We start from the raw sequence: 23,620 nt of genomic DNA, 5'->3' as shown, positions 1-23,620 counted from the left end.
ATCATGAAAAATATCACTTATATAAGTACTCTAGTCGTTGTTTTATTCTTTAGCTGTAAAGATGCAGAGAAGGAGACGGCAATAACAAATTTAACTTCTAACTATATAGAAATTACGGCAGATCAATTTGAAAAGAACAACTATGCATTAAGAGGCTTTAACGAAGAAGATTTTCCTAAGGTGGTAAATGCTACGGGTTTAATAGATGTTCCTCCAGAGAATAAAGCACGTGTAAGTGCTATTATGGGGGGATACATAAAATCGACCCCTTTGTTAATTGGTGATACCGTAAAAAAAGGACAAGTATTGGTAACCCTTGAGAATCCAGCATTTGTTACGCTCCAACAAGAATATATGGAACTGAATGAACAGTTGGTTTATTTGAAGTCTGAATATGATCGGCAGCAAACAATGATGGAAGAAAAAATTACATCGCAAAAGAGCTTTCTAAAAGCCGAAAGTGATTATAAAACAAGCCTTGCGCGCCAGCATGGGGTAAAGAAACAATTAGAAATGCTTCACATTAGTAGCTCTAAGGCTGCTAAGGGAATATTCACCTCCGTGGTTAGTATTCATGCGCCAATCACAGGAACAATATCTAAAACCTTTGTCTCTATGGGTACGTATGTTTCACCTGCCAGCCCTATTTTAGAAATCATTAATAACGATCATATTCATTTAGAACTCTCTGTATTTGAAAAAGATATATTAGCTATTAAAAAAGGACAGGAAATAGCCTTTAAAATTCCAGAAGCATCAGATCAAGTGTATTCCGGAGAAGTTTATCTAATGGGCAATACTATTGATGAAAATAGAACAATTAAAATTCATGGTCATATTGAAAATGAAACGGAATACAATTTTATTGCAGGAATGTTCGTAGATGCCAAAATAAGTACAAGTTCAGAAAAGCAACAGGCATTGCCTTCAGAAGCTATTGTTTCCGCCGATGACTTAAAGTATGTATTGGTTTTGGATAAGAAAGAAAACGGAGTCTATTATTTTTTGCAAAAGGAAGTAAAAACGATGGATAGTTATCGTGAAAATACTTCGATCATTAATAGCAAACAGTTTGCTAGTGATGCTCAATTTTTGGTTAAAGGGGCCTTCAGTTTAATAGGAGCTTAACTAGAAACGCTCGATAGTACAGCGTACTATCGAGCGTTTTAATTTTTCAGGAGGTTCGCCTAGCAAGAAGCACAAGAACTTCCATTATTTTTTATCCCCAACTTCTTCAAAATGGTTTCTAAAAGACACCATTTGGTGAAGGCAGACTGTATTAAGTTTACGCCAATAAATACAGTAAACCAAATCCAGTTTGGACTCATATATACAGTAAGTACAACACTTAATAATATCATAACACCTACGATTACTCTAAAATATGTATTTAACATTTTGATTCTTTTTAATTATTTATAATTCTTCTTCTCTATCATATAATACACCAAGGGTACAACCAACAAGGTTAATACTGTAGACACAATAGTTCCGCCCATTAAAGAGATAGCTAATCCTTGAAAAATTGGGTCAAATAAGATTACGAATGCTCCAATAACAACCGTTCCTGCCGTTAATAAAATGGGGGTTGTACGTACTGCTCCGGCTTCAATACAGGCTTGTTTTAGCGGCACACCTTCTGCCGTTCTTAGATTGATAAAGTCAATCAATAATACGGAGTTCCTAACCATAATTCCAGCTAAAGCAATCATACCAATAAACGACGTTGCCGTAAAAAATGCTCCCATAATCCAGTGTCCTAGTATAATTCCTATTAACGATAAAGGAATAGCAACCATCATAACAATTGGTGCTTTAAAATTTTGGAACCATCCTACAATTAAAATGTATATTAAGATAATAGCTCCTAGAAAGGCAATACCTAAATCTCTAAATACCTCTAAAGTAATTTGCCATTCGCCATCCCATTTTACCGTATAATTATCTTCAAAATCTGGCTGACCTAAATACATTTCGTTTAACTCGTAGCCTTTTGGTAACGGAATCTCTTTTAACTTTTCTTCCATTCCAAGAATAGCATACGCCGGACTTTCTAATTCCCCAGCCATATCGGCCATCACGTAAACCACGCGCTTTTGGTTTTTACGATAAATACTTTTTGCTGCTATCGTTTCCGTAATTGTTACCAAATCTGCAATTGGTACCATAGTACCTTGTTTCGATTTTACTTTTAATTGCGAAATATCAGTAATGGTAGATTTCTCTTTTTCATCTAAAGCCAATATCAACCCAACTTGGTTAACAGCATCTTCATCATATAAATTAGTAATTGCTCTGTTAGACAATGCCATATTCATGGTATACGCAATTTGTTGTGGCGCAACACCATTCAGCATGGCTTTTTCTTTGTTTATATTAAATTGATATTCGGTTTGATCGGCTTCCACCATCCAATCAATATCTACCACATCATCTGTGTTTTTTAAAATCTCTTGAACGCCATTGGCGATTTTAATTTGCTCGTTATAATCAGGTCCATACACTTCTGCAACAATCGTTGACAATACTGGAGGTCCTGGTGGTACTTCTACCAATTTAATATTAGCGTTATACTTTGCTGCAATTTTCTGAATATCTGGACGCATTACTTTAGCAATTCCGTGACTTTGAATATCACGTTCGCCTTTATCAATTAAATTCACTTGGATATCTGCCATATTAGATCCACCACGTAAATCGTAATGACGCACCAAACCGTTAAACGTAATTGGTGCAGATGTACCAACGTAATTTTGATAATTAACCACTTCTGGTCGCGTCGCTAAGTATTGCGACACTTCTTGTGCTACAACTCCTGTTCTTTCTAGCGTTGTGCCTTCAGGCATATCAATAACCACTTGAAATTCATTCTTATTATCAAATGGTAACATTTTTACAGCAACCGATTTTGTAAAAAACAACACCATTGTCGCCATTAAGACCATAAACGTTACCCCTAAAAACAACCAACGCTTACCTTTGCTTTCTAATAAAGGACGTTCAAACTTGTTATAAATCTTATAAATAAGCGTATCCTCAACAGGCTGCTCTGGCTTCTCTTCTGCGCCTTTTTTATCTTTTTCTCTTAAGAAAATATAGCCTAAATATGGTGTAATAGTTAAGGCAACAAATAAAGACAATATCATTGCAATAGACGCTCCAATTGGCATTGGTGCCATATAAGGGCCCATTAATCCAGACACAAAAGCCATAGGTAAAACAGATGCTATAACTGTAAATGTTGCTAAAATGGTTGGATTCCCAACTTCATTAATCGCATATAAAGCTGCGTCTTTAAATGGTAAGCGCTTCATCTTAAAATGTCGGTGCATATTTTCGGCAATAATAATCGAGTCATCCACCACAATTCCCGTTACAAATACTAACGCGAATAAGGTAATTCGGTTTAGCGTGTAATCCATCATATAATAGCTCAACAAGGTTAAGGCAAACGTAATTGGTACCGATAAAAACACGACCAATCCACCACGCCAACCCATTGCTAGCATCACTACAAGTGTTACCGCAAAGATAGACCCAATAAGGTGCCACAGTAATTCCGATACTTTATGAGACGCTGTTTCACCATAATTTCTAGTGACTTCTACATGTACATCATCCGGAATTAAAGTACTACGCAAATGATCTACTTTATCAATAATCACATCAGCAATTTTCATTGCATCTGCTCCTTTACGTTTCGCTACCGAAATAGTTACTGCAGGATATTCCGACTTATAATCAGTCGATTTCACACTACCTTTTCCGTAACCTATACTCACATAATTTTGCGGTACTTCTGGGCCATCAATAATTTTAGCGACTTGCTTTAAATAAATAGGTTGGTTTTCTTGTACACCAATTACCAAATTTTCTACATCAGTAACCGAAGCTAAAAACGAACCTGTATTTACTAAAAACTCGGTGTCATTCTTATCAAAACTCCCAGCACTTAATTGGCTGTTATTGGCTTTAATCATTTCAGAAACCGACAAGAAATCCAAACCACTTGCGGCTAATTTATCTTTATCTAAAACCACACGTAATTGACGATCTCTACCACCAATTTTATGCGTAATAGCCACATCATTTATCTTCTTAATTTCGGCTTCCAACTCTTGCCCCACTTGGTTTAACTGGTAATCGTCATAATTTTCACTCCACAACGTTAAACCCAACATTGGCACATCGTCAATCGCACGCGTTTTTACTAACGGAAACGTAACACCTTCAGGCATTTGGTCCATGTGCTTATTAATTTCGTTGTATAATTTCACAAAAGAACGCTCAATATCTTCGCCAACATAAAACTGTACGATGACCATTCCTTGTTCTTTCGAGGAAGTAGAGTATACGTATTCTACGCCTTTGATGTTTGAAATTAATTGCTCTAAAGGCTTAATTACACGTGACTCTACTTCTGTAGGGCTTGCTCCAGGATACCCCACAAAAATGTCTGCCATAGGCACATCAATTTGCGGTTCTTCTTCACGCGGAATTAAAAACGAACTGTACACACCAACCACCATAAATACAATCATCAAAAGCACTGTAAGCTTAGACTGCATAAAGGCTTTGGCAATTTTACCTGCGATTCCTTCTTTCATTTTGTTTTATATTTTGGGCGTTTTAACAGGCTATCCGTTGCAATCTTTTTACTTGTTATCGCTACAAATTTGCTTAGGCAAATTCACTCGAACTGACGTAAAAAGGATTTTCACTGCTATCCTTAACGCAGCATATTAGTTATTGAATTGTAATTTTGGCTCCGTTAAACAGTTTTCCTTCAGCGGAAATAATGTATGCTTCATCTGCATTTAAACCAGATAATACTTCCACTTGATCTCCAAAAGTTCTACCTAAACGCAACCAACGTAATAATGCTGTATTGCTTTGGCTTACGGTATAGACTCCAGATAATTGTCCGTTTGTTACAATAGCATCAGTTGGTAGTAAAACCATGGATGATGTTGCTTTTCTTTGCACGGGAAATTGTACTGTGGTAAACATTCCAGATAAAATGTGAGCATCCGTATTGTCTAAAGCTATTTTTACTAAGTATTGTCCGCCTGTATTCTTGGCAGATGTACTTACTTCTGTAACTTTTCCTTTTATGGTTTTATTAATCGATTTAACCAAAACAGCAACAGCCGCTCCTTTTTTAATATCAGAAATTTCAGATTCAGGAACCATAGCCATCACCTCAAAATTCCCAGGTGTTTCCATACTTATTAATGATACACCTGGATTTGCCATGTTACCTGCTTCTACATTCTTACTAGTGACTGTTCCGCTAAAAGGTGCCGTAATATTGCTGTAAGCAAACTGCGCGTTAATTTCATTTTTCATTTGATTAGCAGCTTCTAAACGTGCCTTTGCCATTTCGTAATTTGCAGTCATATCATCCATCTCTTTTTGAGAAGCACTATTTTCTGCGAATAAATTTTTAAAACGATTGTAGTCTTTTTGAGCATTATTAAAAGCAGCATTTGCTTCTGTAATTCCTGCATTTACTTGTGCTCTTTTTGCTTGCAAATCGCTATTACTAATAGAAATTAACAATTGCTCTTTACGCACTTTATCTCCAACATTTACATGTACTTTATTAACGTATCCCATCATTCTAGTGCTTAAATCTGCACTATTAGTGGCTTGGATTTTTCCGCTTACACTTAAAAAAGGACTATTCGTATTTGCTGCTATTTGACTTGTTTTTACACTAATTGTTGGCGAATTATCGACAATTGTTTTTTCGTTTTCACCACCACAACTAACTATGAATAGCATTAAAGAAAGTGTTAGAATTGTATATATGTTTTTCATCTTAAAAATTATTCTTTAGTTAAAAATTGTATGTAGGCCTGTGTGTAATTGTACTCAAAAATAGTTTGGTAATATTCTAATTGTTTTTGTGCATATTGTGTTTCGGCTAATAATAAATCGGACGTTTTTTCTAAGCCTTCCTTGAATCTGTTGGTTCTAATTCTCAAAGCCTCTTCAGATTGTTGTAAGGCCAAAGTTGTTAATTTTAACTTATTGTCAGCATCTATAAATGCACGTTTTGCTTTGCTTAATTCTAAATTGCTTTGTGATACATATTGTGTGTATTCTAGCTTCGATTTTTCAAATTCGGCCTTACTTTTTTGAGCTTTTCCAAAACGTTTGGATCCTTGAAAAATATCCCAACTTAATTCTGCTCCAAACAGGTAGCCATTGGCATCTCCTTGAAAAATTTGATCATCATACATTTGATAATTTGCAAACGCATTTAAACGGGGTAAAAATGCCATTTTGTCTGCTTTATTCATCGCTTCATAAGCATTAGTTGCCAATTGCATTGCTTTGATATCAGCACGTTGTTCAGAGATTTTTTCATTCTTCTCCGCGTCAGTTATAAGGCTTAGCTCATCAGCTGGAGTGTATAGTACATAGCGTTCATCATTCATTAAAAATGATAAATAATTTGATGCGTTTTGTACGTTACTTTTTGCGTTTTGTAATTGATTTTGAACTTCAGTAACACGTACTTCTACATTTAAAACATCTGCACGTTGCAGGTAGCCTTGTTTAAAACTATCGTCAGCTAATTTTTTATTAGCAATTGCTGCTTCTGAGGCCTTCTCTAAAACCAGAACTGCTTTGTAAGCTAATTGTAATTGCATGTATGCTTTGTCTACTTCAAACACTAAATACTCTTGAGTACGCTGTGTCTTTAAAGACATTGCATCCATTTTAGATTTGGCAGCTTTACGTTGAAATAGACCGTCCAAATTGAATAAAGGTTGCTGAATCTCAAATTTAGTAGCATAATTTTCTATTTGAGAAGGATCATTTAAGGAGACAGGATCAAAATCATTCTGAGTTAAAATTTCCTGATTTAATTTAGAACCAAAAGCCATTAACGGATTGGTAGTTGCTATTCCTGTATGACTTGCTGTAATATTAGGTAGAAATACTGCATTTGTTTGTCTGTAATCTGCTCTAGCAGCATTAAATTCTTCTTTAGAAATCTTAATACTTGTGTTATGCGCTGCGACTTTTGACAATACTTCAGATTTTTTAATGGGCACCATTTCTTGAGCACTAACCAATAAACCGGTAAGGAATAAAAAGAAACTTATATAGGTATGGTTTTTCATCAATCTATGATTTGTTATTGCAAATTTACTTTTTGTCTTAGGGCTAGTCAGTAACATTGGTTACACTGCATAGAATAATAAAGTAATAATCCTTTTGATTTATAGCGTTTCTAAACTTGTATGTTTTGGCTTTCTTTTCCGACTAATTTTTCTAGTATTAAAGTTCTTGTGCCTAAAGCTTTTAAAGTATATTTAGGCAAAAAATTGAATTAATTAAAAAAGGAAAATTGTTATGTTAACATGGAAAGATATTATCTCGTTTGCTACTAAGGGAAACCCTGAGCCAGATAAGCGGGTAGAAAAGTCTGAAGAAGAATGGAAAGCACAATTAACTCCAGAACAATATAGAGTTATGCGTAAAAAAGGCACAGAAGCACCACATACGGGAGCGCTTTGTACTAGTTATGAGGCGGGGCAATATAATTGTGCTGGATGTGATACACCTCTTTTTGATTCTAACATTAAATTTGAATCTGGAACTGGTTGGCCTAGTTTTACACAACCTATAAAGGAGAATGCCATTCAGTATATAAAAGATACAACTTTTGGAATGGTTCGGGTTGAAGTATTATGTAATACATGCGATTCACATTTGGGACACATTTTTCCTGATGGCCCTGAACCAAGCGGTTTACGCTATTGCGTAAATTCAGAATCTATGGTATTAGATACCTCTGTTGCCAATTAAGAATAAAGCGTCATGTCAAAAATAGAAACAGCTACATTTGGTGGTGGTTGCTTTTGGTGTTTAGAGGCCGTGTTTAAAGCGATACCGGATATTATGGAAGTCGTATCGGGATATGCTGGAGGTAATTGTCCCGGAATACCTACGTATAGAGAAGTGTGCTCTGGTAAAACTGGTCACGCCGAAGTAATTCAAGTAAGTTTTGATACAACACGTATAACGTATAGCGATGTTCTTAGGTTATTTATGAATAATCATAATCCTACCTTGGACACCTATTTGAAAGGCGATTATGGCTCACAATATCGTTCTATAGTACTGTATCATTCTAAAGAACAACAAGAAATTGCACTAGACGTAATACAAGAAACAGCTATTGAGTTGGCTAAAAATGTCCGTACAGAACTATCTGAATTGTCTGATTTTTTTAAAGCAGAAGAATACCATCAAGACTATTTTAATAAAAATAAGGAGGCTGCTTATTGCCGTGGGATCATAGCGCCCAAAATAGAGAAGTTAAAAAATAATTTATACAAAACATAGAAGATAAAATTTATGAGTGCATTAAAAAAAGCATATATCGCGGGTGGATGTTTTTGGGGAATGGAAGATTTGTTCAGAGTACGCCCAGGCATAAAAGATACGGAGGTTGGTTATATCGGTGGTGAAAATGAAAATCCTACCTACCATAATCATACAAGCCACGCAGAAGGAATAGAACTTACCTATGACCCTACAGAAACATCATTTAAAGAAATATTAGATTACTTTTTTAGAATACATAACCCAACAACGGTAAATCAGCAAGGAAATGACCGTGGTGCTAGTTATAGGTCCACGATATTTATTCAAAATGAAGAAGAGAAAGCTATCGCTGAAGAGGTTATTGCTATTGTAAATGCATCAGGACGGTGGGAAGGAGATGCCGTAACTACATTAGAACCATATACCACCTTTTGGTTAGCAGAACCAGAACATCAAGATTATTTATTAAGAAGGCCTAATGGATATACCTGCCATTTTGAGCGTTTTGATACATTTTTATAAAAATAAAAGCCGACAATAAACTTGTCGGCTTTTAAATTTATGAAGCACATTATTAACTCACTTTTTTTAATACAGTTTGATTACTTTTTAGTTTTTTTTTATTCTTTTTCTTTTCTTTAATTTTTTTATACATGACATAGTTAATAAGTAGCAATATGCTACAAGCTACGGCTGTGGCACCATTCCCATCTTTAGCCAGTAAGTGTGCAATTATTCCAAATACAAGATTCATAAAGAAGCCTGCATAAGCCCACTCACGGATCCAATTAGTTCTGTTTAAGATTAAAATACTGATACCTATTACTTGGGCAGTTCCAATTACTTGAACTAAATAAGCAGGGTATCCTAATATTATGATTTTTAGAACAATAGCATCGTAATTAATAGCGCTGTTGAGTACTGCTCCTAGCATAGCCAAGGAGAAAATTACCAAAGAAATAACATAGTAGGTTTTTAGATTTTTCATGGGTTTAAGTTTTTAATTATTACCTTGAAATTAATTAAAGTAAACCCTTAAAATCTTTAAAACTTGTTGAAATACAGATAGCTACAGTTTATTAGCCCGTATGTATCGATAAAAACCCTCTTATGGATATTGATTCTCGATGGCGATCGTTTATTGTTGATTATTTTCTTTGAATTTAGAATAGATCCATTGTTTCTCTCTAAGCGAGAAATTCTTTTGTTCAAACCAATCGTAGGCAGCTATTTTTTCATTCTCTATTTGAGCATTTCGTATAGCTTGTAAAGAGACCAAGTGCCAATGTGTTCCTCGCTGCCTAGCAACCGAGTAGCCTATATCTTCTGTGATAAAGGATATTTTTGGCTCGTTGTACAAACGAGTACCGTTCTTTAGTATGGCTAAAGTCTTTGTAAGTTTAACGACTTCTGAAAATGAATACCGAATGAAATCATCGAAACCATCTTGTTTTGTATTGTAAACTTTATCCCCAACCTTTAATTTATCCATGTCTTATCTAAAGTTTGCAAAAATAAGACGAACATCGTTTTTAGACTAGGGTAGCGGATTGTTACTTATTAACAAATAGTTATATGTTTGGCATGTAGTAGGTTAGGGAGTAGTGTTATTTAATTTTATTTTTCTCGAATGTAAATACTTTAGAGCCCTTTCCCATTAATACTAAGTCAGTTGTCGTTAAAAAAAAGCCAGTTTCTACTATTCCGGGGGTAGTCATTAATTCTTGATTTAATTGTTCTAAATTGTAATAAGATTCAATATTTAGATCTAGAATATTGTTATTTTCATCTGTAGTGAAAGCAACTGTATCTTGTTTTCGGAGTACAGGCTCTAGACCTCTTTTTTGTAGTTGTGCTGCAATTTGTTGGGTAGCAAATGGTATCGTTTCTATAGGAAGTTTAAACTTACCTAAACGGTTTACTTGTTTACTAGCATCAGTAATTATTATATTGTATTCAGAATTTGAGGCTATTATCTTTTCTCTTAACAGGGCGCCACCGCCGCCTTTTATAAGTTGTAAATAGGGGTCAAACTCATCTGCACCATCAATAGTTAAATCTATTTTTTTAACATCATCCAAAGATAAAATTGCAATGCCATTTTCTTGAGCCATTTTCTCTGTAGCCTTAGAAGTTGGTACTCCATATAAGGTTAATCCTTCTTTCTTAATTCGATCTCCTAAATGACGAATCATATAAGCTGCTGTAGAACCGGTTCCTAAACCAATGGTCATGTTGTTCTTTACTAATTTTACAGCAGCAATAGCTGCTAATTCTTTTTCGGAAATTTTGTTCATTATTTTAAGTTAACATGATTTACAATAGTTTAATTTTCTTCTAAACGTTTTATCATAGCTTTCATTTCTTTTATTTCTTTTTTCTGAGCTTCAATTATTTCCTTGGAAAGTTTCTTTACTTCTGGATCTTTTATATGAGCTCTTTCACTGGTTAAAATAGCGATAGAATGATGTGGTATCATGGCTTTTAACCATAATAAATCTCCAACTATAGGTTGTTGTTTTCTCACTAAAGTTAAGGCAGATATAAATAACAAAAGACTAGCTAATACGATTGCTATATTTTTTTGCTTGTTTTTGTACATTGATCGCATGGCTATAAACATGATAATTGCCATCGTAGAAATTCCTAAACAGCTCATGTAAAAACGCGTTAAACTAAAATATACGTGATCTATAGAATAGGTGTTAAGGTACATTGTTATATACATTGCGATGAATGATGCTATCAGCATCAAAACAAATTTAGTATACACATTTCTTTTTTTCTTATCTGTTGAATTCATGTGTTATTATTTAAATTAGTGTGTTGTAATTTTCTGAATACTTTTAAAGTTTGTAAGCCAAAGTTGGCATCCGCTTAATACTGCAACTAATTGTAAAGAAGCAAAGGCTTTCAAGACTATAGTATAGAAAAAATTGCCTCCTAACTAATTCTAGGTATGTGCAATCCAAAGAACCCAAACGAGCACCAATTCTTAAGGCGAATGGTTTGATAAGTTCCCTCTCTATCTGAAACATAATCTGTGATGCGTTTTATAACATAAGAGGAAAAATCGCAACCTTTTTATGCACTAGGAGTATCAACTTCGGTAATCTGATCAATGAGGATCATATTTAAAGTGGACTACATATTTTTAGCTACAGCAATGGATTCAATTTTAGCCTATATCATGTATTCATTGTGTTAACCAAAAATAGTGTTCTTTAGGAGTTTCTTTTAATTCTAAAGAATTGTTTTTTAATTCATTCTGATAGCATCTAGAAGTGTTAAATTGTTAAAAGCTAAAGGACTATTAACTTCATTGCAAGAATGGTCTCCATGAATTTCATCCAAATTAGTTCAAATAAGAAGCCCAAAATAACAATATGCTAAACCACTATATTGGGCTACTTTTCTTTTATGTATTAGGAGTCTATTTTTACGTTTTTTAATCGTAAGGCATTGGCTATAACCGATACAGAACTAAAACTCATGGCTAAGGCCGCGATCATTGGTGATAATAACATGCCAAAAAACGGAAATAATACGCCTGCAGCAATAGGGATACCCACGGTATTATAGATTAATGCGAAAAATAAATTTTGCTTAATATTTTTCATAACAGCTTCACTCAAGCTTCTTGCTTTCACAATACCATGAAGGTCACCTTTTACGAGTGTAATCATAGCACTTTCAATAGCAACGTCAGTACCAGTACCCATCGCAATACCTACGTTACTTTGGGCTAGGGCAGGAGCATCGTTAATTCCGTCTCCAGCCATGGCTACAATGTGTCCTTGATTTTGCAGTTTTTTTACCTCATTTAATTTATCTTCAGGTAACATTCCTGCTTTGAAATCTGCTAAATGTAACTCTTTAGCAACAGCTGCTGCAGTTTCCTGATTATCCCCTGTAAGCATAATTACAGCAATACCTTTATCTTGTAAAGCTTTAATGGCTTTGGCGCTTGTAGCTTTTATTTTATCTCTTATAACAACAAAACCAACCACCACAGTACCAATAGATACGTAAGATACTGTTTTGCCTTCTTTTTGATAAGAAATCACTTTTTCTACAATCTCTTGTTGCATGTTGGCTCCTGCATAGGCCATCATTTTTTCGTTTCCTAGTGCTACTTTTTGGTTGTCAATTACGCCCTCTACACCTTTACCCGTGACAGCATTAAATTTGTCTACTTTTAAAGCTTCAATATGCTGTTCTTTACCATATTTCAAAGTTGCGGCAGCTAGTGGGTGTTCACTCAAACTATTGAGGCTTACAATATATTTTAATAGCTCATCTTCAGAAAAATCACTTGTAACGCCAATATTTTCCACGGTTGGTTTTCCTTCGGTAATAGTTCCTGTTTTATCTATAATTAGGGTATCTACCGTATTCATCACTTCTAAAGCTTCAGCATTTTTAATTAGAACACCATTTTTAGCGCCGGTACCTACACCTACCATGATAGACATGGGAGTTGCTAGGCCTAATGCGCATGGACAAGCAATAATTAACACCGCTATAGCATTTACTAGCGCAAAAACATATGCTGGCTCTGGCCCCCAAATAGCCCAAACTACAAACGTGATTATAGAAATGAGTACCACAACAGGAACAAAATAACCAGAAACCTTATCGGCCAAATTTTGAATAGGAGCACGGCTACGGCTTGCATCATTAACCATTTTCACAATTTGTGATAATAGTGTCTCATTCCCCACTTTTTCTGCAACCATCAAGAAAGACTGGTTCCCATTAATGGTACCACTATTTACTTTATCGGCTACCGTTTTGCTTACGGGAATTGGCTCTCCTGAAATCATAGATTCATCTACCTTGGTTTGTCCTTCAGTAATGGCGCCATCTACCGGAATTTTTTCTCCTGGCTTAACCCGTAGAACATCTCCTTTCGTAATTTGATCTATCGAGACTTCATTTTCTTGACCATTGACGACCAAGATTGCTTTGTTAGGAGCTAATTTTAAAAGTTCTTTTACAGCGGTATTAGTTTGGCTGTGTGCTCTAGCTTCTAATACTTGGCCCATTAAAACTAAGGTAAGTATCACGGACGCCGCTTCAAAGTAAACGTGAACCGCTCCCGATGTTGTTTTGAATTGTTCAGGAAAAAAATCAGGAAATAACATCCCAAAGAAACTAAATAGCCAAGCAACCCCTGCACCGATACCAATTAAGGTAAACATATTTAAATTCCATGTTTTAATACTTCTATAAGCTCTTTGAAAGAACATCCATGTTGCATAAAATACAACAGGTATAGAAAGGATAAATTGTACCCAATTCCACCATTTTTGCTCCATGAGGTCATACAGTGGATTATTCGGAATCATTTCGCTCATCGCAATGATAAAGATGGGAAGTGTGAAGCCAAAAGCCAACCAGAATTTTTTCAAGAGTTTTTTATATGATTTTTCTTCTGCCGAAAGATCTGGTTGCATAGGAACAAGATCCATTTCGCAAATAGGACAACTTCCTGGTTCATCTCTAATAACTTCTGGGTGCATAGGGCATGTCCATTGTTCACTATTAGAAACATTCAAATTCTGTTCTTCAACGAGATCCATTCCACAAACAGGGCAGTCGCCATGCTCATCATAGGTTTTATCTCCTTCACAATGCATCGGACAATAAAATGTACCCGTACCTTGTTGTGTTGTTTTTTTTGTGTTTGTTTCCTTAGGATGCTGGTGTTCCCCAGGAATATGTATACTATAATGTCCGCCATCTGCCGCTAAGGCTTTTTGAAAAATTTCTATAGGAATATTAGCATCCATCACAATGGTGGCTTCTGCCTTGTCTAAATCAACAGAGGCTTTAGTTACACCGCTAACTTTAGAAAGTGTTTGCTCTACATGAGTTCTACAACCGTTACAGGTCATTCCGTGAATATGATACGTGTGTTCCATCTACATCAATTTTAGGATGTAAAATTAAACAGAAGCACGGAGAAAGCTTTACATAATTCGGATTCTTATTTATACAATTTGGTCTAGTTTTTTTCTATCCCATTGCTCAAGATTTTTATACGTACTCATAGACATTCCTGTAACCGTTTTAAATTGACGTGCTAGATGACTACTTGACTTATAATTCAAGGTATATGCTATTTCCGAAAAATTTAATTGCCCTAGTTGTATGTATTCTTTTACTTTTTCAATTTTTAAATTGATGGTGTATTTTTCTAAGGTGATTCCTTCTAATTTACTGAATAGTTTACTTAAATAACTTTCTGTTTTCCTTAGTTCTCTCGCAACCATTGTAGCCAAATGTGCTGTGTTTTCTTCGTTTATTTTTTGAATTAATCGCACCTTTAATTGCTCTAGGAGTGACTCTTCTTCGTTCTGTATAATTTTAAAGCCTAAAGCGCTAGGTTTGTTGCCAAGATTTTTTTGTTCAGTATGTTCGCTGGGTTGTGCAACTACCTTTCCTAATTCAATAGTAGATACTTTGTAACCTTCTGTTGTAAATACGTCTAAAACAGAAGCAATACAGCGGTTACACACCATGTTTTTTATGAAAAAAGTAGAAGCCATACTTGCAATTTACATTTTAGTACTGATTTTAACTAGGGATTAGTCCGCATAGATTTCTACAACTTACTCGTAAAAAGCGTGTTTTTTGTCTAGTTTCTTAAAGAATATAAACCTACTAATAGATACTAGACTATATTTACAATCTTTTAATACCTCTATAAATTAACGCCTAATCAAAAGTACCGCAGTGGACACTTGCAAATATGTTCTTTTTACAGCAGACAACAAATATGTTGTAGAATATCTTTTGAGACAATTGGTATTAAGTACCAGTATTACAGAAGCATTAATTTTTGAAAATTATGATCTTGCTGTAGGCTTTAAAAAAATGTTAGTCAAAGACTGTAAATTAGAGTGTTCTATAAATACTTATATAGATTAAAGTATCATTATGCTCTGTTAGTTCTCTTTTACCAAAACAAATTTTTATTAAAATCGCCTAAGGCTATTCAATTATTTCTTAAATTCTATAGTTCCTACGTTAAAGTCTCCATTCTTAGCAGGCTCCAACTGAAGTGTTAATACTTCTTTTTGCTCTTCTTTTGTTCCAAAATTGGTATAGACCAATGCACGGACAGTAACTTTATCTAAAACAGTTTGTTTTCTAGAACCGTAAAAATTAACATCTATTCCGTAAGCACCATCTATAGCATGTTTAAGTCTAAACTCTTCAGGGCCGTAACCTTGAGTTACATCATAAGATATTCTTCCTCCTAGTCGGGTATTTGTATTGTTATAGGTACATCTTTCGGTATGAGGATCTGTAATCCATAAATCAATGTCTGTTTCATTAGCGTCCCAATCAATGATAATTCTAATATCAACCGGCATATTCTTTATAAAACATGGATTTATAAACGAAATGTCTAATTTTTCCTTATGCTTTGCTATGATATTATTTATATCATGAAGTGTAATTAGTTCTATCCCATTGAAGCGAGCCAGGCTTTCTGGTTCCCATTCTTTAGCGATCACTTGGTATAAGTTATCTACAGCTTTTTGATGTTCTCCTAATTCTGTATAGGTTAAGCCTAAGTCAATATACGAATGTGGCTCAAAAGATCTTGTCTCAAGCACTTCCTTAAAAACGGCTAATGCTTCGTTATAAAAATTATACTCGTAAAGTTTTCTTCCTAGGGTTCGTAATAATTCGGTGTTTTCTAATTCTAATTCTGCCAAATTAGAAATAACGCGTAAACCTTCTGCTCTCAGAGATTTTTGAAACATATAGGTTGCTACATCAAAATAAAAGGAAGGATTAGTTCTATTTTTTTCCTTAAGCGTTAAATAGGTGGCATATATATTTTCTTTGGCTACTGATTTTAAGGTGTTGATATATGGCTCATTACTATCCCATGCTACAATAGTTATGGTAGGTTTACTTTGTTTTTCAGATTTTTTACTGCTAAGCTCGTCTTCTGAAGCAATTTCATTTACTTCCATTATCATATCGGCTTGAGGCGATGATGCTATTCTGTCAGATACAGTTTCTCTTGAACGGGACTCTGAAGGAGTAGATTTTTTGAGTTCTGGTTTTTTACTAGGAGGGTTTTTCCACCAATCAAAATCAGCATTAAAGACCTGACACAAGCTTGAAATACGCTGTGCTTTACTATCCTTTTTTTGTTCATTTTGTGCCGAGATACGGCGGTAATATTCTTCTTGTAATGATAAGGGAGGTACAATCTTATAGTGTACATAATCTGCTACGTCATCTAAAACAATTAAAGAGGTATTAGGAGTCACGAGATTAAACTTTTTTCCATGAGACCGGATAGTGCTTGCATCTTGACGTACTAATAAAGTCTTAAGTTTTTTTTGTGCCCAAATACGTTCCCCTAAATTATGATCTAATGCCTCACTATTATCAATAATGATCTTCTTTATTTCTGTGATGTTATCTCCAAACCCGAAATGTAGGGTTACTTCAGCTTGATCCCCTTCAATTTTTCCGGAAAGACTAAAATTATCTCTTAGCTTTTGGGCGCTATTCGGGAAGACTTCTTTAATTTTAGTAGTATCAAATTCTGCTTTTATAAATTGCTTTTGCTCTTGAGTTATTTTTTCAATCGTTTGATTCACGGACGCCTCGAAAGCATTGATGTATATACCGTTAGTACACGCGGCAAAATAGTCTAATAAAGAATGATTGGCTATAGCAGCTGTATTTATAGCGGTAATAGGAGCTTCAAAATTCTTGTGATTTTTAGTCCCGAAAGTTGAAATTCCATCTGAGAATAAAAGTATATCTTCTGATTTAAAGCTAGAAAAATCGATGGCGTTAATCGCAGTTCCCCCATCATAATTTACTGTTTTTAGGGCACTAATAAGTGGGCTGCAAATGCCATTAGCAATTTGGTACTTTGTAGTGGTATGTATGGTGTTTGAAAATGTTACCAAATTTACTTGGCCCTGTTGCATCCAATTTAGATACCCTTCTAAAATTTCTAATTCATTCTCTATAGCTCTATCCTTACCAGAAGAAGAAACATCCCAAACTACCGTAATGTTCTTAGGTTTTTTCTTTTCGCGCTGCTCCGGTTTTATATTTAAATAGCTGTAAAAATAGTTATCTGATGTAACAGCTCCTTTATAGGTAACCACTTTAGAGACTTTTTTGGGCCTCGGAATAGCAAAAGTAAGGTGACGTTCTAAAGTTTTATTTTCTTCTTGATATTCGCTGATATAGGAGTTCCGTGCTTCCGTGAAATCTAAATTTATTTTTGGGCTTTTACTTTTTATAATTTTAGGTTTATTTAAGACGACTTCAACCTTTACCGAAAACTTTTTTAGAACGTGTTTGATGCTTAGCGGCAACTGATAAATGAAATTATCTACATCACCATCAATCTCGTGTTCAAATGCAACTAGGGCTTTCTTATAGCCTTGTGCTGGAATAGGGTAGACTCTAGCCTTAAAATTATTCCCTTTAGTAACTTCAGCAAGACCTGGGTCAACATTTCTGCGCGTTACCGCTTCAAAGGCTTGCGTAGCAGTTTCCTTATCAACAACAACCCCTTCCCGCATTTCTCCATTTACATCTAAAGCAAAACGGGATACGGTTACGCCATTTCCTAATGGGAAATTTAGTTCTCCCTGCATCACACGGTCGTTGTCATTATAAAATTGCATTTCCAAGGTCGTCGTAGCCATATTATCAATCACAAAAACATTGATGTGAAGACTGCTTAATTCAATAGGATTAGTTCCATTTTCTGCAGGGCTAATCATAGGAATTCCCTGAGCACATAAAGTGAAAGAATACATTAAGAATACAATGAAAGTAGCATATTTATTCATATTTTTTTAGATTTTCTATAAAATGGGAGACTAATAATCCTTCTTATAACGAACATTTATTCAGCTATGGTATAAATATAGGATTTAATACTTATGAAATGGGGTGGTAGATTATTAAGAGCCTAGATTTCAATTAGTTAAAGGTCACACATGGTAATCTGTTGTGGTACTTTAAATGATATACTAGTTTGAAAATCAGGTTGTCATATACTTTGGGGATAAAGTTTTAAGCATTTGTATTGTAATACACTATGAATAACATCTAAGCGATCTTGGTTAGACGACTTTGTTCTAATAAGGCGTCTTCATCTTTTAAAAAATGATAAATATCATATACTGTGGTTATTATTAGTGCCAGTTTTGAACTTAATTATTTCGAATATATAATAGTACTATAATGATGAAAACACATAATTTTCATATTCCTGTAATGGGAATAGGCTTTACAATAGATACTCCAATTAAAGTTGCACATTTAGGCATTGATTCTGTTATTTCTTTGGTAGACGATATTTTAATAGAAAAGCTAAGAAAAATGTATGCCACAAACTTCAATCAATCATATCAAGAAATTACAGAAAATAGTGAAGATTTTAGGGCTAAACGAATAAGCTCCTATTTAAATTTAGTTCAAGAAATCGCGCAGCATAAATTTAAAGAACTTAAAGATATCAGTAATGGTGTTAGCGAAAGTTTAAAACAGTATTTTGATTTTTATCCAGAAACTTCCTCTCTTAAGCAACAGTTTAATGCCCTTATAAGCAAACACTATGATCGTAGTGAATTGAAAAATTTTCTAGATGAAAATTTGAAAATGGGTAGTATTGATGTGAATATAATGACCAAAGTAGATAAGGAGAACATTTATAAAAAGGAAAAATTACCTACGATATATAATGATGCTCATGCAGCTCTTAGAGGCTATGCAAATAGCGAGTTAGTTTCATCAGTTATATTTTCTGCGGGTATGAATCCAAGACTGTATAGCTATTTAGAAGAATTTGAAGATTTTTATCCTGACGAAAACGTAATGATAAAAAAGAAAATTGTATTAAAAGTAAGCGACTATAGGTCTGCATTAATACAAGGTAAATTTTTAGCTAAAAAGGGACTATGGGTATCGGAGTATAGGATAGAGTCTGGTCTTAATTGTGGTGGTCATGCCTTTGCTACAGACGGATATTTATTGGGTCCCATATTGGCGCAGTTTAGGGATCAAAGAGAAGAATTTATAGCTGAAACTGCAGCAGTTTTAAGTAAAGCATTAACGCTAAAAAATAGACAGGTTCCGGAAGTATCTTTACCTGTAAAATTTACAGCACAAGGTGGAGTAGGGACGGCAGCAGAGCATGATTTTTTACGCAAGCATTATAAACTTGATTCTATTGGTTGGGGGTCGCCATTTTTATTGGTGCCAGAAGCTACTACAGTAGACGACGAGACTTTGGAAAAGATTAGTAAAGCAAAAGAAAGCGATCTGTATTTAAGTAATATATCCCCATTAGGAGTTCCTTTTCATAACCTCAAAGGAAATACTAAAGATCTAGAAAAAGCGGCTTTAATTGCCAAAAATAGGCCCGGAAGTTCTTGTCCTAAGAAATTCGTAGCGTTAAATAAAGAGCTTACAGACACAGGTGTTTGTACCGCATCTAGACAATACCAACATTTGAGAATTACAGCCTTAGAAAAAGAAAATTTAGCGCCGGAAATTTATCAAAAGGAATACAATAAAATCATCGAAAAATCATGTACTTGTGTTGGGTTAGGTACTTCCGCATTGATCAAATATAATCTAGATACTAAGACAGAGGGAGAGGGTGTTTCTATTTGCCCTGGACCAAATTTAGCATACTTTTCTAAAGTAATTAATTTAAAAGAAATGATTGGGCATATTTATGGCGAACGCAATGTTATGGATCGTATGGATCGTCCTAATATATTTGTGAAAGAATTAGGTATTTATGTAGAATATTTACAAAATAAGATAGAAGAGGTAGGAAATATTTTAGATGCCAAACAACATAAATACCTCTCTCTTTTTACAAATAATTTAAAGGAAGGGATCGGGTATTACAAAAATCTATTTCAGTCAAACATGCCTGAATTTGAAAATTCTTACTTAAAAGTACTTTTAGAATTGAAAAAAAGTGAAAATATTTTAAATAATTTAAATTTAGAACGACTAATGGTATAGACAGAAAAGTGATTACAACTTTACGAGGAAATAAAGAGGAGAAAGCGCAATTGAAATTAAATAATTAAAATTAGTCTCAATTCTTTGAACCCCTATGAATGTAGGGTTTTTCCTTGTTTAACTTTAATGGACGACAGTCTTTTTTGAGAAGCTTTTATATTTTTACATATAGTAAAAAAAAATGTTTTAGGTTTTCAAAATAATATTTTTTTGATCAATATTCTTCTTTTTCAGGAGGGACAGCACATTTTTATATCTTAAAAAAATCATAATCGTTATTTCTTTGTTGTATATTGCCTTTTGTTTAATTATATTTATTTAAGAATAAACAAAAATAACTATGGATATTTTAAAAGAAGCGACAATCTTTGAAAAAGCCAAAATGAGTCATATGTCTACGAGTGATAGAGTGGTAGCTTCAAGAGAAGCAAAACGACTAATTTTAGCAATTAATGAGCGTTATAAAGAAACAAAAGACGCAAGTTTAATGGAGGTAATGAAAAGATTAACCGTAAAAAAGAAAAAAATTGAGATTAGGTTGAAAGGAAAGCCTGATTCAGGAATATAATATTAAATTAATTTTAAAATTAAATGATCCATCGGTAGCCCATGCTATCGATGGATTATTCTGTTTAAAGCAACGTTGCTTACTTTGATAAGGGATGATGATATCTCCTCTTTTTAAGACTTTAGGGTTCTAAAAGGTACTGTGTTGCTTAGGATAACATTGTTCCTGAAATTGCTTCTACAACTCCTAAAGCAGCTCTTTCTCCCGATAACATTGCAGCATTTAATGAGCCATTTAGTTGGGTGTCTCCAGCTAGAAAAATTCCAGAAGTTAAACGAGTCTCAGATGCAGGCATATCATAGCGTAATTCATCTAATTTAGGGAGTGCCTTGGGGATATGGTATAATTTTAGGAAGCTTAGGGATTCTATACCACAGTATTCTTTTAATTCTGATCTTACCTTTTCAATGAGTGTTTCCTCAGACAAATTCTGGGCATCTATGACAGTTACGGACAACAACTCTTTAGTAGTAGTCATAGCAGTAGCCAAACAAGAAGGGTAAAAAATATTATTGATTAGCGTATTATTTTCAGGAATGAGACCAATCAATGGTTTTTGAATTAGTCTTTTTTTCGATTCAAAATACAAGGCATAACAAGACTTCCATTGCGTTTCCTGACTTTTTAGTCTAGGGATTAATTTACTGGGTTCTGTGGTGACAATGGTAAAATCTGTTGCTAATTTTGTACCATCGATAAGTTCTATTTCAGTATCATTTACAATCTTAACTTTTATATTGAATTTAAAGGATGTGCTTTTTAATTTTTCAGATAATTGCTTCGGAATCGCTCCGATTCCAGCTTTGGGCAGGGCAGCATGACCTTCTCCAAACATTTTATAGACAAACTCAAACATTCTGCTAGAGGTGGCTAAATTTGTTTCTAAGAAAATTCCACTAAAAAATGGTTTAAAAAAATTGGAAATCATTTTAGAAGAAAAACCAAAATCGGTCAAATACGCTAAGGTTGTTTGTTCTTTGCTAGAAAATATTGCTGAGAGTGATTTTTTCTTTAAGAAACTATTTAATTTTAAAATTAAGAGTTTATCTGATAAACTCCCTATATCAGAAAATAGTGTAGAAAAAAGCAACGAGATTTCACGAAGGGGGTCTCCAATATTTACCTGTTTAGCATTTTTAAAAATTGTAGCTCCTGGTAAAAATTTCTGTAATTCTAAAGCTTTGTAATCTAAATATTTCTGTGCAGCAGGATAAGCTGTTAATAACACCTGAAAACCATGATCTAACTGGTGTCCTTGGAATAGTTCTGTTTTTACTCTTCCGCCAAAAGTGTCTGTAGCTTCTAAAACAACGGGAGAGAAGCCAGCTTCTTCAAGAACCTTCGCCGCAATTAAACCGCTTATGCCTGCACCGATAATATGTATTTTTGGTTCCTGTTGTTTCATGTTAATTTTTGTTTAATTATTTAAAAGTAATAATAAACAAAATTAGTATTTTTGAAACGGCTTTACGAATCATTTTATCACTTTGTGCTTTTTAATTTTTAAGGATATAGTGATTTTCTATCTCATCGTATTTTGGTGCTGTAAAGTTGTACCAAGTGTGGCCATTTTAATATTGAATTATGAAGTTAACGACTAAAGCTAAAATTGCTCCAGCGAAAGAAAATATTCTTAAAAATCATTCTATTTATGATATTCCTATTAATGATTTGAACGGAGTTCCAATTTCTTTGGAAGATTTTAAGGGAAAGAAATTACTTTTTGTGAATGTGGCGTCTGAATGCGGATTTACAAAACAATACAAAGAATTACAAAGTCTTAGTGATACCTATAAAGATAACTTAGTTGTCATGGGCTCTCCTTGCAACCAATTTGGAGGTCAAGAACCCGGTGAAGCCTCGGAAATTGAAGAAGTCTGTAGCTTAAATTTTGGTGTCAAGTTTTTACTTACGGAAAAAATAGAAGTAAAAGGTGCTAAACAACATCCATTGTATGCTTGGCTTACTTCTAAATCATTAAATGGAAAAAAGAACTCTAGTGTAAAATGGAATTTTCAAAAGTACTTAGTAGATGACGCAGGGCAATTTATAGATTACTATTATTCTATTACAAAGCCTTTAAGCTCAAAAATAACAAAGCATTTAAAATAAAATTCTTGTGGCTTCTGGGAGGTTTCTAAATTAATAACCCTTGTTTGATTTTAAATTAATTCTATGCGGTCAATTTCTAAAATAAAGTGCTCTTCTTTTTTATTCCCTACTAGAAAGGCCAACTCTTCTATGCTTTGCTGATCATAGTTGGGTAGGTTTAAGGAAGTTCCTCTAAAGGCGGGAGTTAGCTTATCTAAAGCTATTTCTATAGTCTCCCATACTCCAGAAGTGTTGAAATAAGTCGTATAAGAATGTTTGTCCGTTTGTTTTGCCTTTACTCTAAATTTATACCTTTTCCCATCTCCTTTTAAAACTATTTTTAGCTTAGTGTAGGAGGATGTTTCAATGGTAGCAAACTGATACCGTAGAGAAGAAAAACCTCCATTGTTTTCTAAAGACACATTTCCCTCAAAAACTCCTTTACCATTTTCATTGATGAAAAATGATCCAGAAGATTTTCCACCCATCACTGCATCATCTATCACAGACCATTGTGACGTAATTTTGTTGGTTTCAAAAGTATAGACAGGTAAAGGTTTCATA

Annotated in this window: 21 protein-coding genes; 8 read left to right on the top strand and 13 right to left on the bottom strand. The window is 34.2% G+C overall.

The window, feature by feature from the left end; genetic code table 11:
- Window positions 1–3 precede the first annotated feature (3 nt).
- Window positions 4–1,128: an efflux RND transporter periplasmic adaptor subunit gene (locus BLQ19_RS14415; RefSeq protein WP_029446373.1), complete on the top strand. Its 1,125-nt coding sequence runs from the start codon at window positions 4–6 to the stop codon at window positions 1,126–1,128.
- 59 nt (window positions 1,129–1,187) lie between these two features.
- Here the strand turns inward: BLQ19_RS14415 and BLQ19_RS14410 are convergent, their stop codons facing one another.
- The 4 genes from BLQ19_RS14410 to BLQ19_RS14395 form a co-directional block, all read right to left on the bottom strand.
- Window positions 1,188–1,397, bottom strand: a complete 210-nt coding sequence (locus BLQ19_RS14410; protein WP_074538818.1) for a YgaP family membrane protein — start codon at window positions 1,395–1,397, stop codon at window positions 1,188–1,190.
- 15 nt (window positions 1,398–1,412) lie between these two features.
- Window positions 1,413–4,607, bottom strand: coding sequence for an efflux RND transporter permease subunit (locus BLQ19_RS14405; RefSeq protein ID WP_074538817.1), 3,195 nt, complete (start codon window positions 4,605–4,607; stop codon window positions 1,413–1,415).
- Window positions 4,608–4,746: 139 nt separating this feature from the next.
- A complete protein-coding gene (locus tag BLQ19_RS14400) occupies window positions 4,747–5,823 on the bottom strand; it encodes an efflux RND transporter periplasmic adaptor subunit (RefSeq protein ID WP_074538816.1) in 1,077 nt (358 codons plus the stop codon).
- Between the two features lie 8 nt (window positions 5,824–5,831).
- Window positions 5,832–7,139 carry a TolC family protein gene (locus tag BLQ19_RS14395; RefSeq protein ID WP_074538815.1) on the bottom strand — a complete coding sequence of 436 codons (1,308 nt, stop codon included), beginning with the start codon at window positions 7,137–7,139 and terminating at the stop codon, window positions 5,832–5,834.
- 232 nt (window positions 7,140–7,371) lie between these two features.
- Between BLQ19_RS14395 and msrB the strand changes: the two genes are divergently transcribed.
- The 3 genes from msrB to msrA (BLQ19_RS14380) are packed head-to-tail and all read left to right on the top strand — an operon-like array spanning window position 7,372 to window position 8,871.
- Window positions 7,372–7,827: a peptide-methionine (R)-S-oxide reductase MsrB gene (gene msrB / locus BLQ19_RS14390; protein WP_074538814.1), complete on the top strand. Its 456-nt coding sequence runs from the start codon at window positions 7,372–7,374 to the stop codon at window positions 7,825–7,827.
- 12 nt (window positions 7,828–7,839) lie between these two features.
- A complete protein-coding gene (gene msrA, locus BLQ19_RS14385) occupies window positions 7,840–8,367 on the top strand; it encodes a peptide-methionine (S)-S-oxide reductase MsrA (protein WP_074538813.1) in 528 nt (175 codons plus the stop codon).
- Window positions 8,368–8,379: 12 nt separating this feature from the next.
- Window positions 8,380–8,871, top strand: a complete 492-nt coding sequence (msrA, locus tag BLQ19_RS14380) for a peptide-methionine (S)-S-oxide reductase MsrA (protein ID WP_029664991.1) — start codon at window positions 8,380–8,382, stop codon at window positions 8,869–8,871.
- 52 nt (window positions 8,872–8,923) lie between these two features.
- Here the strand turns inward: msrA (BLQ19_RS14380) and BLQ19_RS14375 are convergent, their stop codons facing one another.
- The 6 genes from BLQ19_RS14375 to BLQ19_RS14350 all read right to left on the bottom strand — a co-directional run bounded on the left by BLQ19_RS14375 (window position 8,924) and on the right by BLQ19_RS14350 (window position 14,903).
- Window positions 8,924–9,337: a DoxX family protein gene (locus BLQ19_RS14375; protein ID WP_074538812.1), complete on the bottom strand. Its 414-nt coding sequence runs from the start codon at window positions 9,335–9,337 to the stop codon at window positions 8,924–8,926.
- Window positions 9,338–9,487: 150 nt separating this feature from the next.
- Entirely contained in the window at window positions 9,488–9,841 is a 354-nt protein-coding gene (locus BLQ19_RS14370) for a hypothetical protein (RefSeq protein ID WP_024480678.1), read from the bottom strand.
- A 115-nt stretch (window positions 9,842–9,956) separates the two neighbouring features.
- Window positions 9,957–10,646, bottom strand: a complete 690-nt coding sequence (rpiA, locus tag BLQ19_RS14365) for a ribose-5-phosphate isomerase RpiA (protein ID WP_074538811.1) — start codon at window positions 10,644–10,646, stop codon at window positions 9,957–9,959.
- A gap of 29 nt (window positions 10,647–10,675) precedes the next feature.
- Window positions 10,676–11,152 carry a DUF305 domain-containing protein gene (locus BLQ19_RS14360; protein ID WP_074538810.1) on the bottom strand — a complete coding sequence of 159 codons (477 nt, stop codon included), beginning with the start codon at window positions 11,150–11,152 and terminating at the stop codon, window positions 10,676–10,678.
- A 622-nt stretch (window positions 11,153–11,774) separates the two neighbouring features.
- Complete coding sequence (locus tag BLQ19_RS14355) at window positions 11,775–14,276, bottom strand: heavy metal translocating P-type ATPase (protein ID WP_074538809.1); 2,502 nt, start codon at window positions 14,274–14,276, stop codon at window positions 11,775–11,777.
- A 69-nt stretch (window positions 14,277–14,345) separates the two neighbouring features.
- Complete coding sequence (locus tag BLQ19_RS14350) at window positions 14,346–14,903, bottom strand: helix-turn-helix domain-containing protein (RefSeq protein WP_074538808.1); 558 nt, start codon at window positions 14,901–14,903, stop codon at window positions 14,346–14,348.
- Between the two features lie 187 nt (window positions 14,904–15,090).
- Between BLQ19_RS14350 and BLQ19_RS21415 the strand changes: the two genes are divergently transcribed.
- A complete protein-coding gene (locus tag BLQ19_RS21415; protein ID WP_024480683.1) occupies window positions 15,091–15,285 on the top strand; it encodes a hypothetical protein in 195 nt (64 codons plus the stop codon).
- Between the two features lie 71 nt (window positions 15,286–15,356).
- Here BLQ19_RS21415 and BLQ19_RS14340 read toward each other — a convergent pair whose 3' ends face one another.
- Window positions 15,357–18,203: a DUF2135 domain-containing protein gene (locus BLQ19_RS14340; RefSeq protein WP_074538807.1), complete on the bottom strand. Its 2,847-nt coding sequence runs from the start codon at window positions 18,201–18,203 to the stop codon at window positions 15,357–15,359.
- A gap of 400 nt (window positions 18,204–18,603) precedes the next feature.
- Between BLQ19_RS14340 and BLQ19_RS14335 the strand changes: the two genes are divergently transcribed.
- Both BLQ19_RS14335 and BLQ19_RS14330 read left to right on the top strand, forming a co-directional pair.
- Window positions 18,604–20,397, top strand: coding sequence for a hypothetical protein (locus tag BLQ19_RS14335; protein WP_083332260.1), 1,794 nt, complete (start codon window positions 18,604–18,606; stop codon window positions 20,395–20,397).
- A gap of 340 nt (window positions 20,398–20,737) precedes the next feature.
- Complete coding sequence (locus BLQ19_RS14330; RefSeq protein ID WP_024480687.1) at window positions 20,738–20,965, top strand: hypothetical protein; 228 nt, start codon at window positions 20,738–20,740, stop codon at window positions 20,963–20,965.
- Window positions 20,966–21,113: 148 nt separating this feature from the next.
- On the opposite strand, the gene BLQ19_RS14325 is transcribed toward BLQ19_RS14330, so the two are convergent.
- The gene (locus tag BLQ19_RS14325; protein ID WP_074538805.1) at window positions 21,114–22,370 is read right to left on the bottom strand and encodes an NAD(P)/FAD-dependent oxidoreductase; all 1,257 of its coding nucleotides are present in this window, start codon (window positions 22,368–22,370) and stop codon (window positions 21,114–21,116) included.
- A gap of 179 nt (window positions 22,371–22,549) precedes the next feature.
- Between BLQ19_RS14325 and BLQ19_RS14320 the strand changes: the two genes are divergently transcribed.
- On the top strand, window positions 22,550–23,077 hold the full coding sequence (locus BLQ19_RS14320) for a glutathione peroxidase (protein WP_074538804.1): 528 nt from the start codon (window positions 22,550–22,552) through the stop codon (window positions 23,075–23,077).
- A gap of 50 nt (window positions 23,078–23,127) precedes the next feature.
- Here BLQ19_RS14320 and BLQ19_RS14315 read toward each other — a convergent pair whose 3' ends face one another.
- Window positions 23,128–23,619: a CIA30 family protein gene (locus BLQ19_RS14315; protein WP_074538803.1), complete on the bottom strand. Its 492-nt coding sequence runs from the start codon at window positions 23,617–23,619 to the stop codon at window positions 23,128–23,130.
- Between the last annotated feature and the right edge of the window lies 1 nt (window position 23,620).

This window comes from Cellulophaga baltica, from assembly GCF_900102165.1.
Classification (GTDB): Bacteria; Bacteroidota; Bacteroidia; order Flavobacteriales; family Flavobacteriaceae; genus Cellulophaga; species Cellulophaga baltica.
Note: the sequence above shows the minus strand (reverse complement) of the source record. Positions and strands in the feature narration are given on the sequence as shown.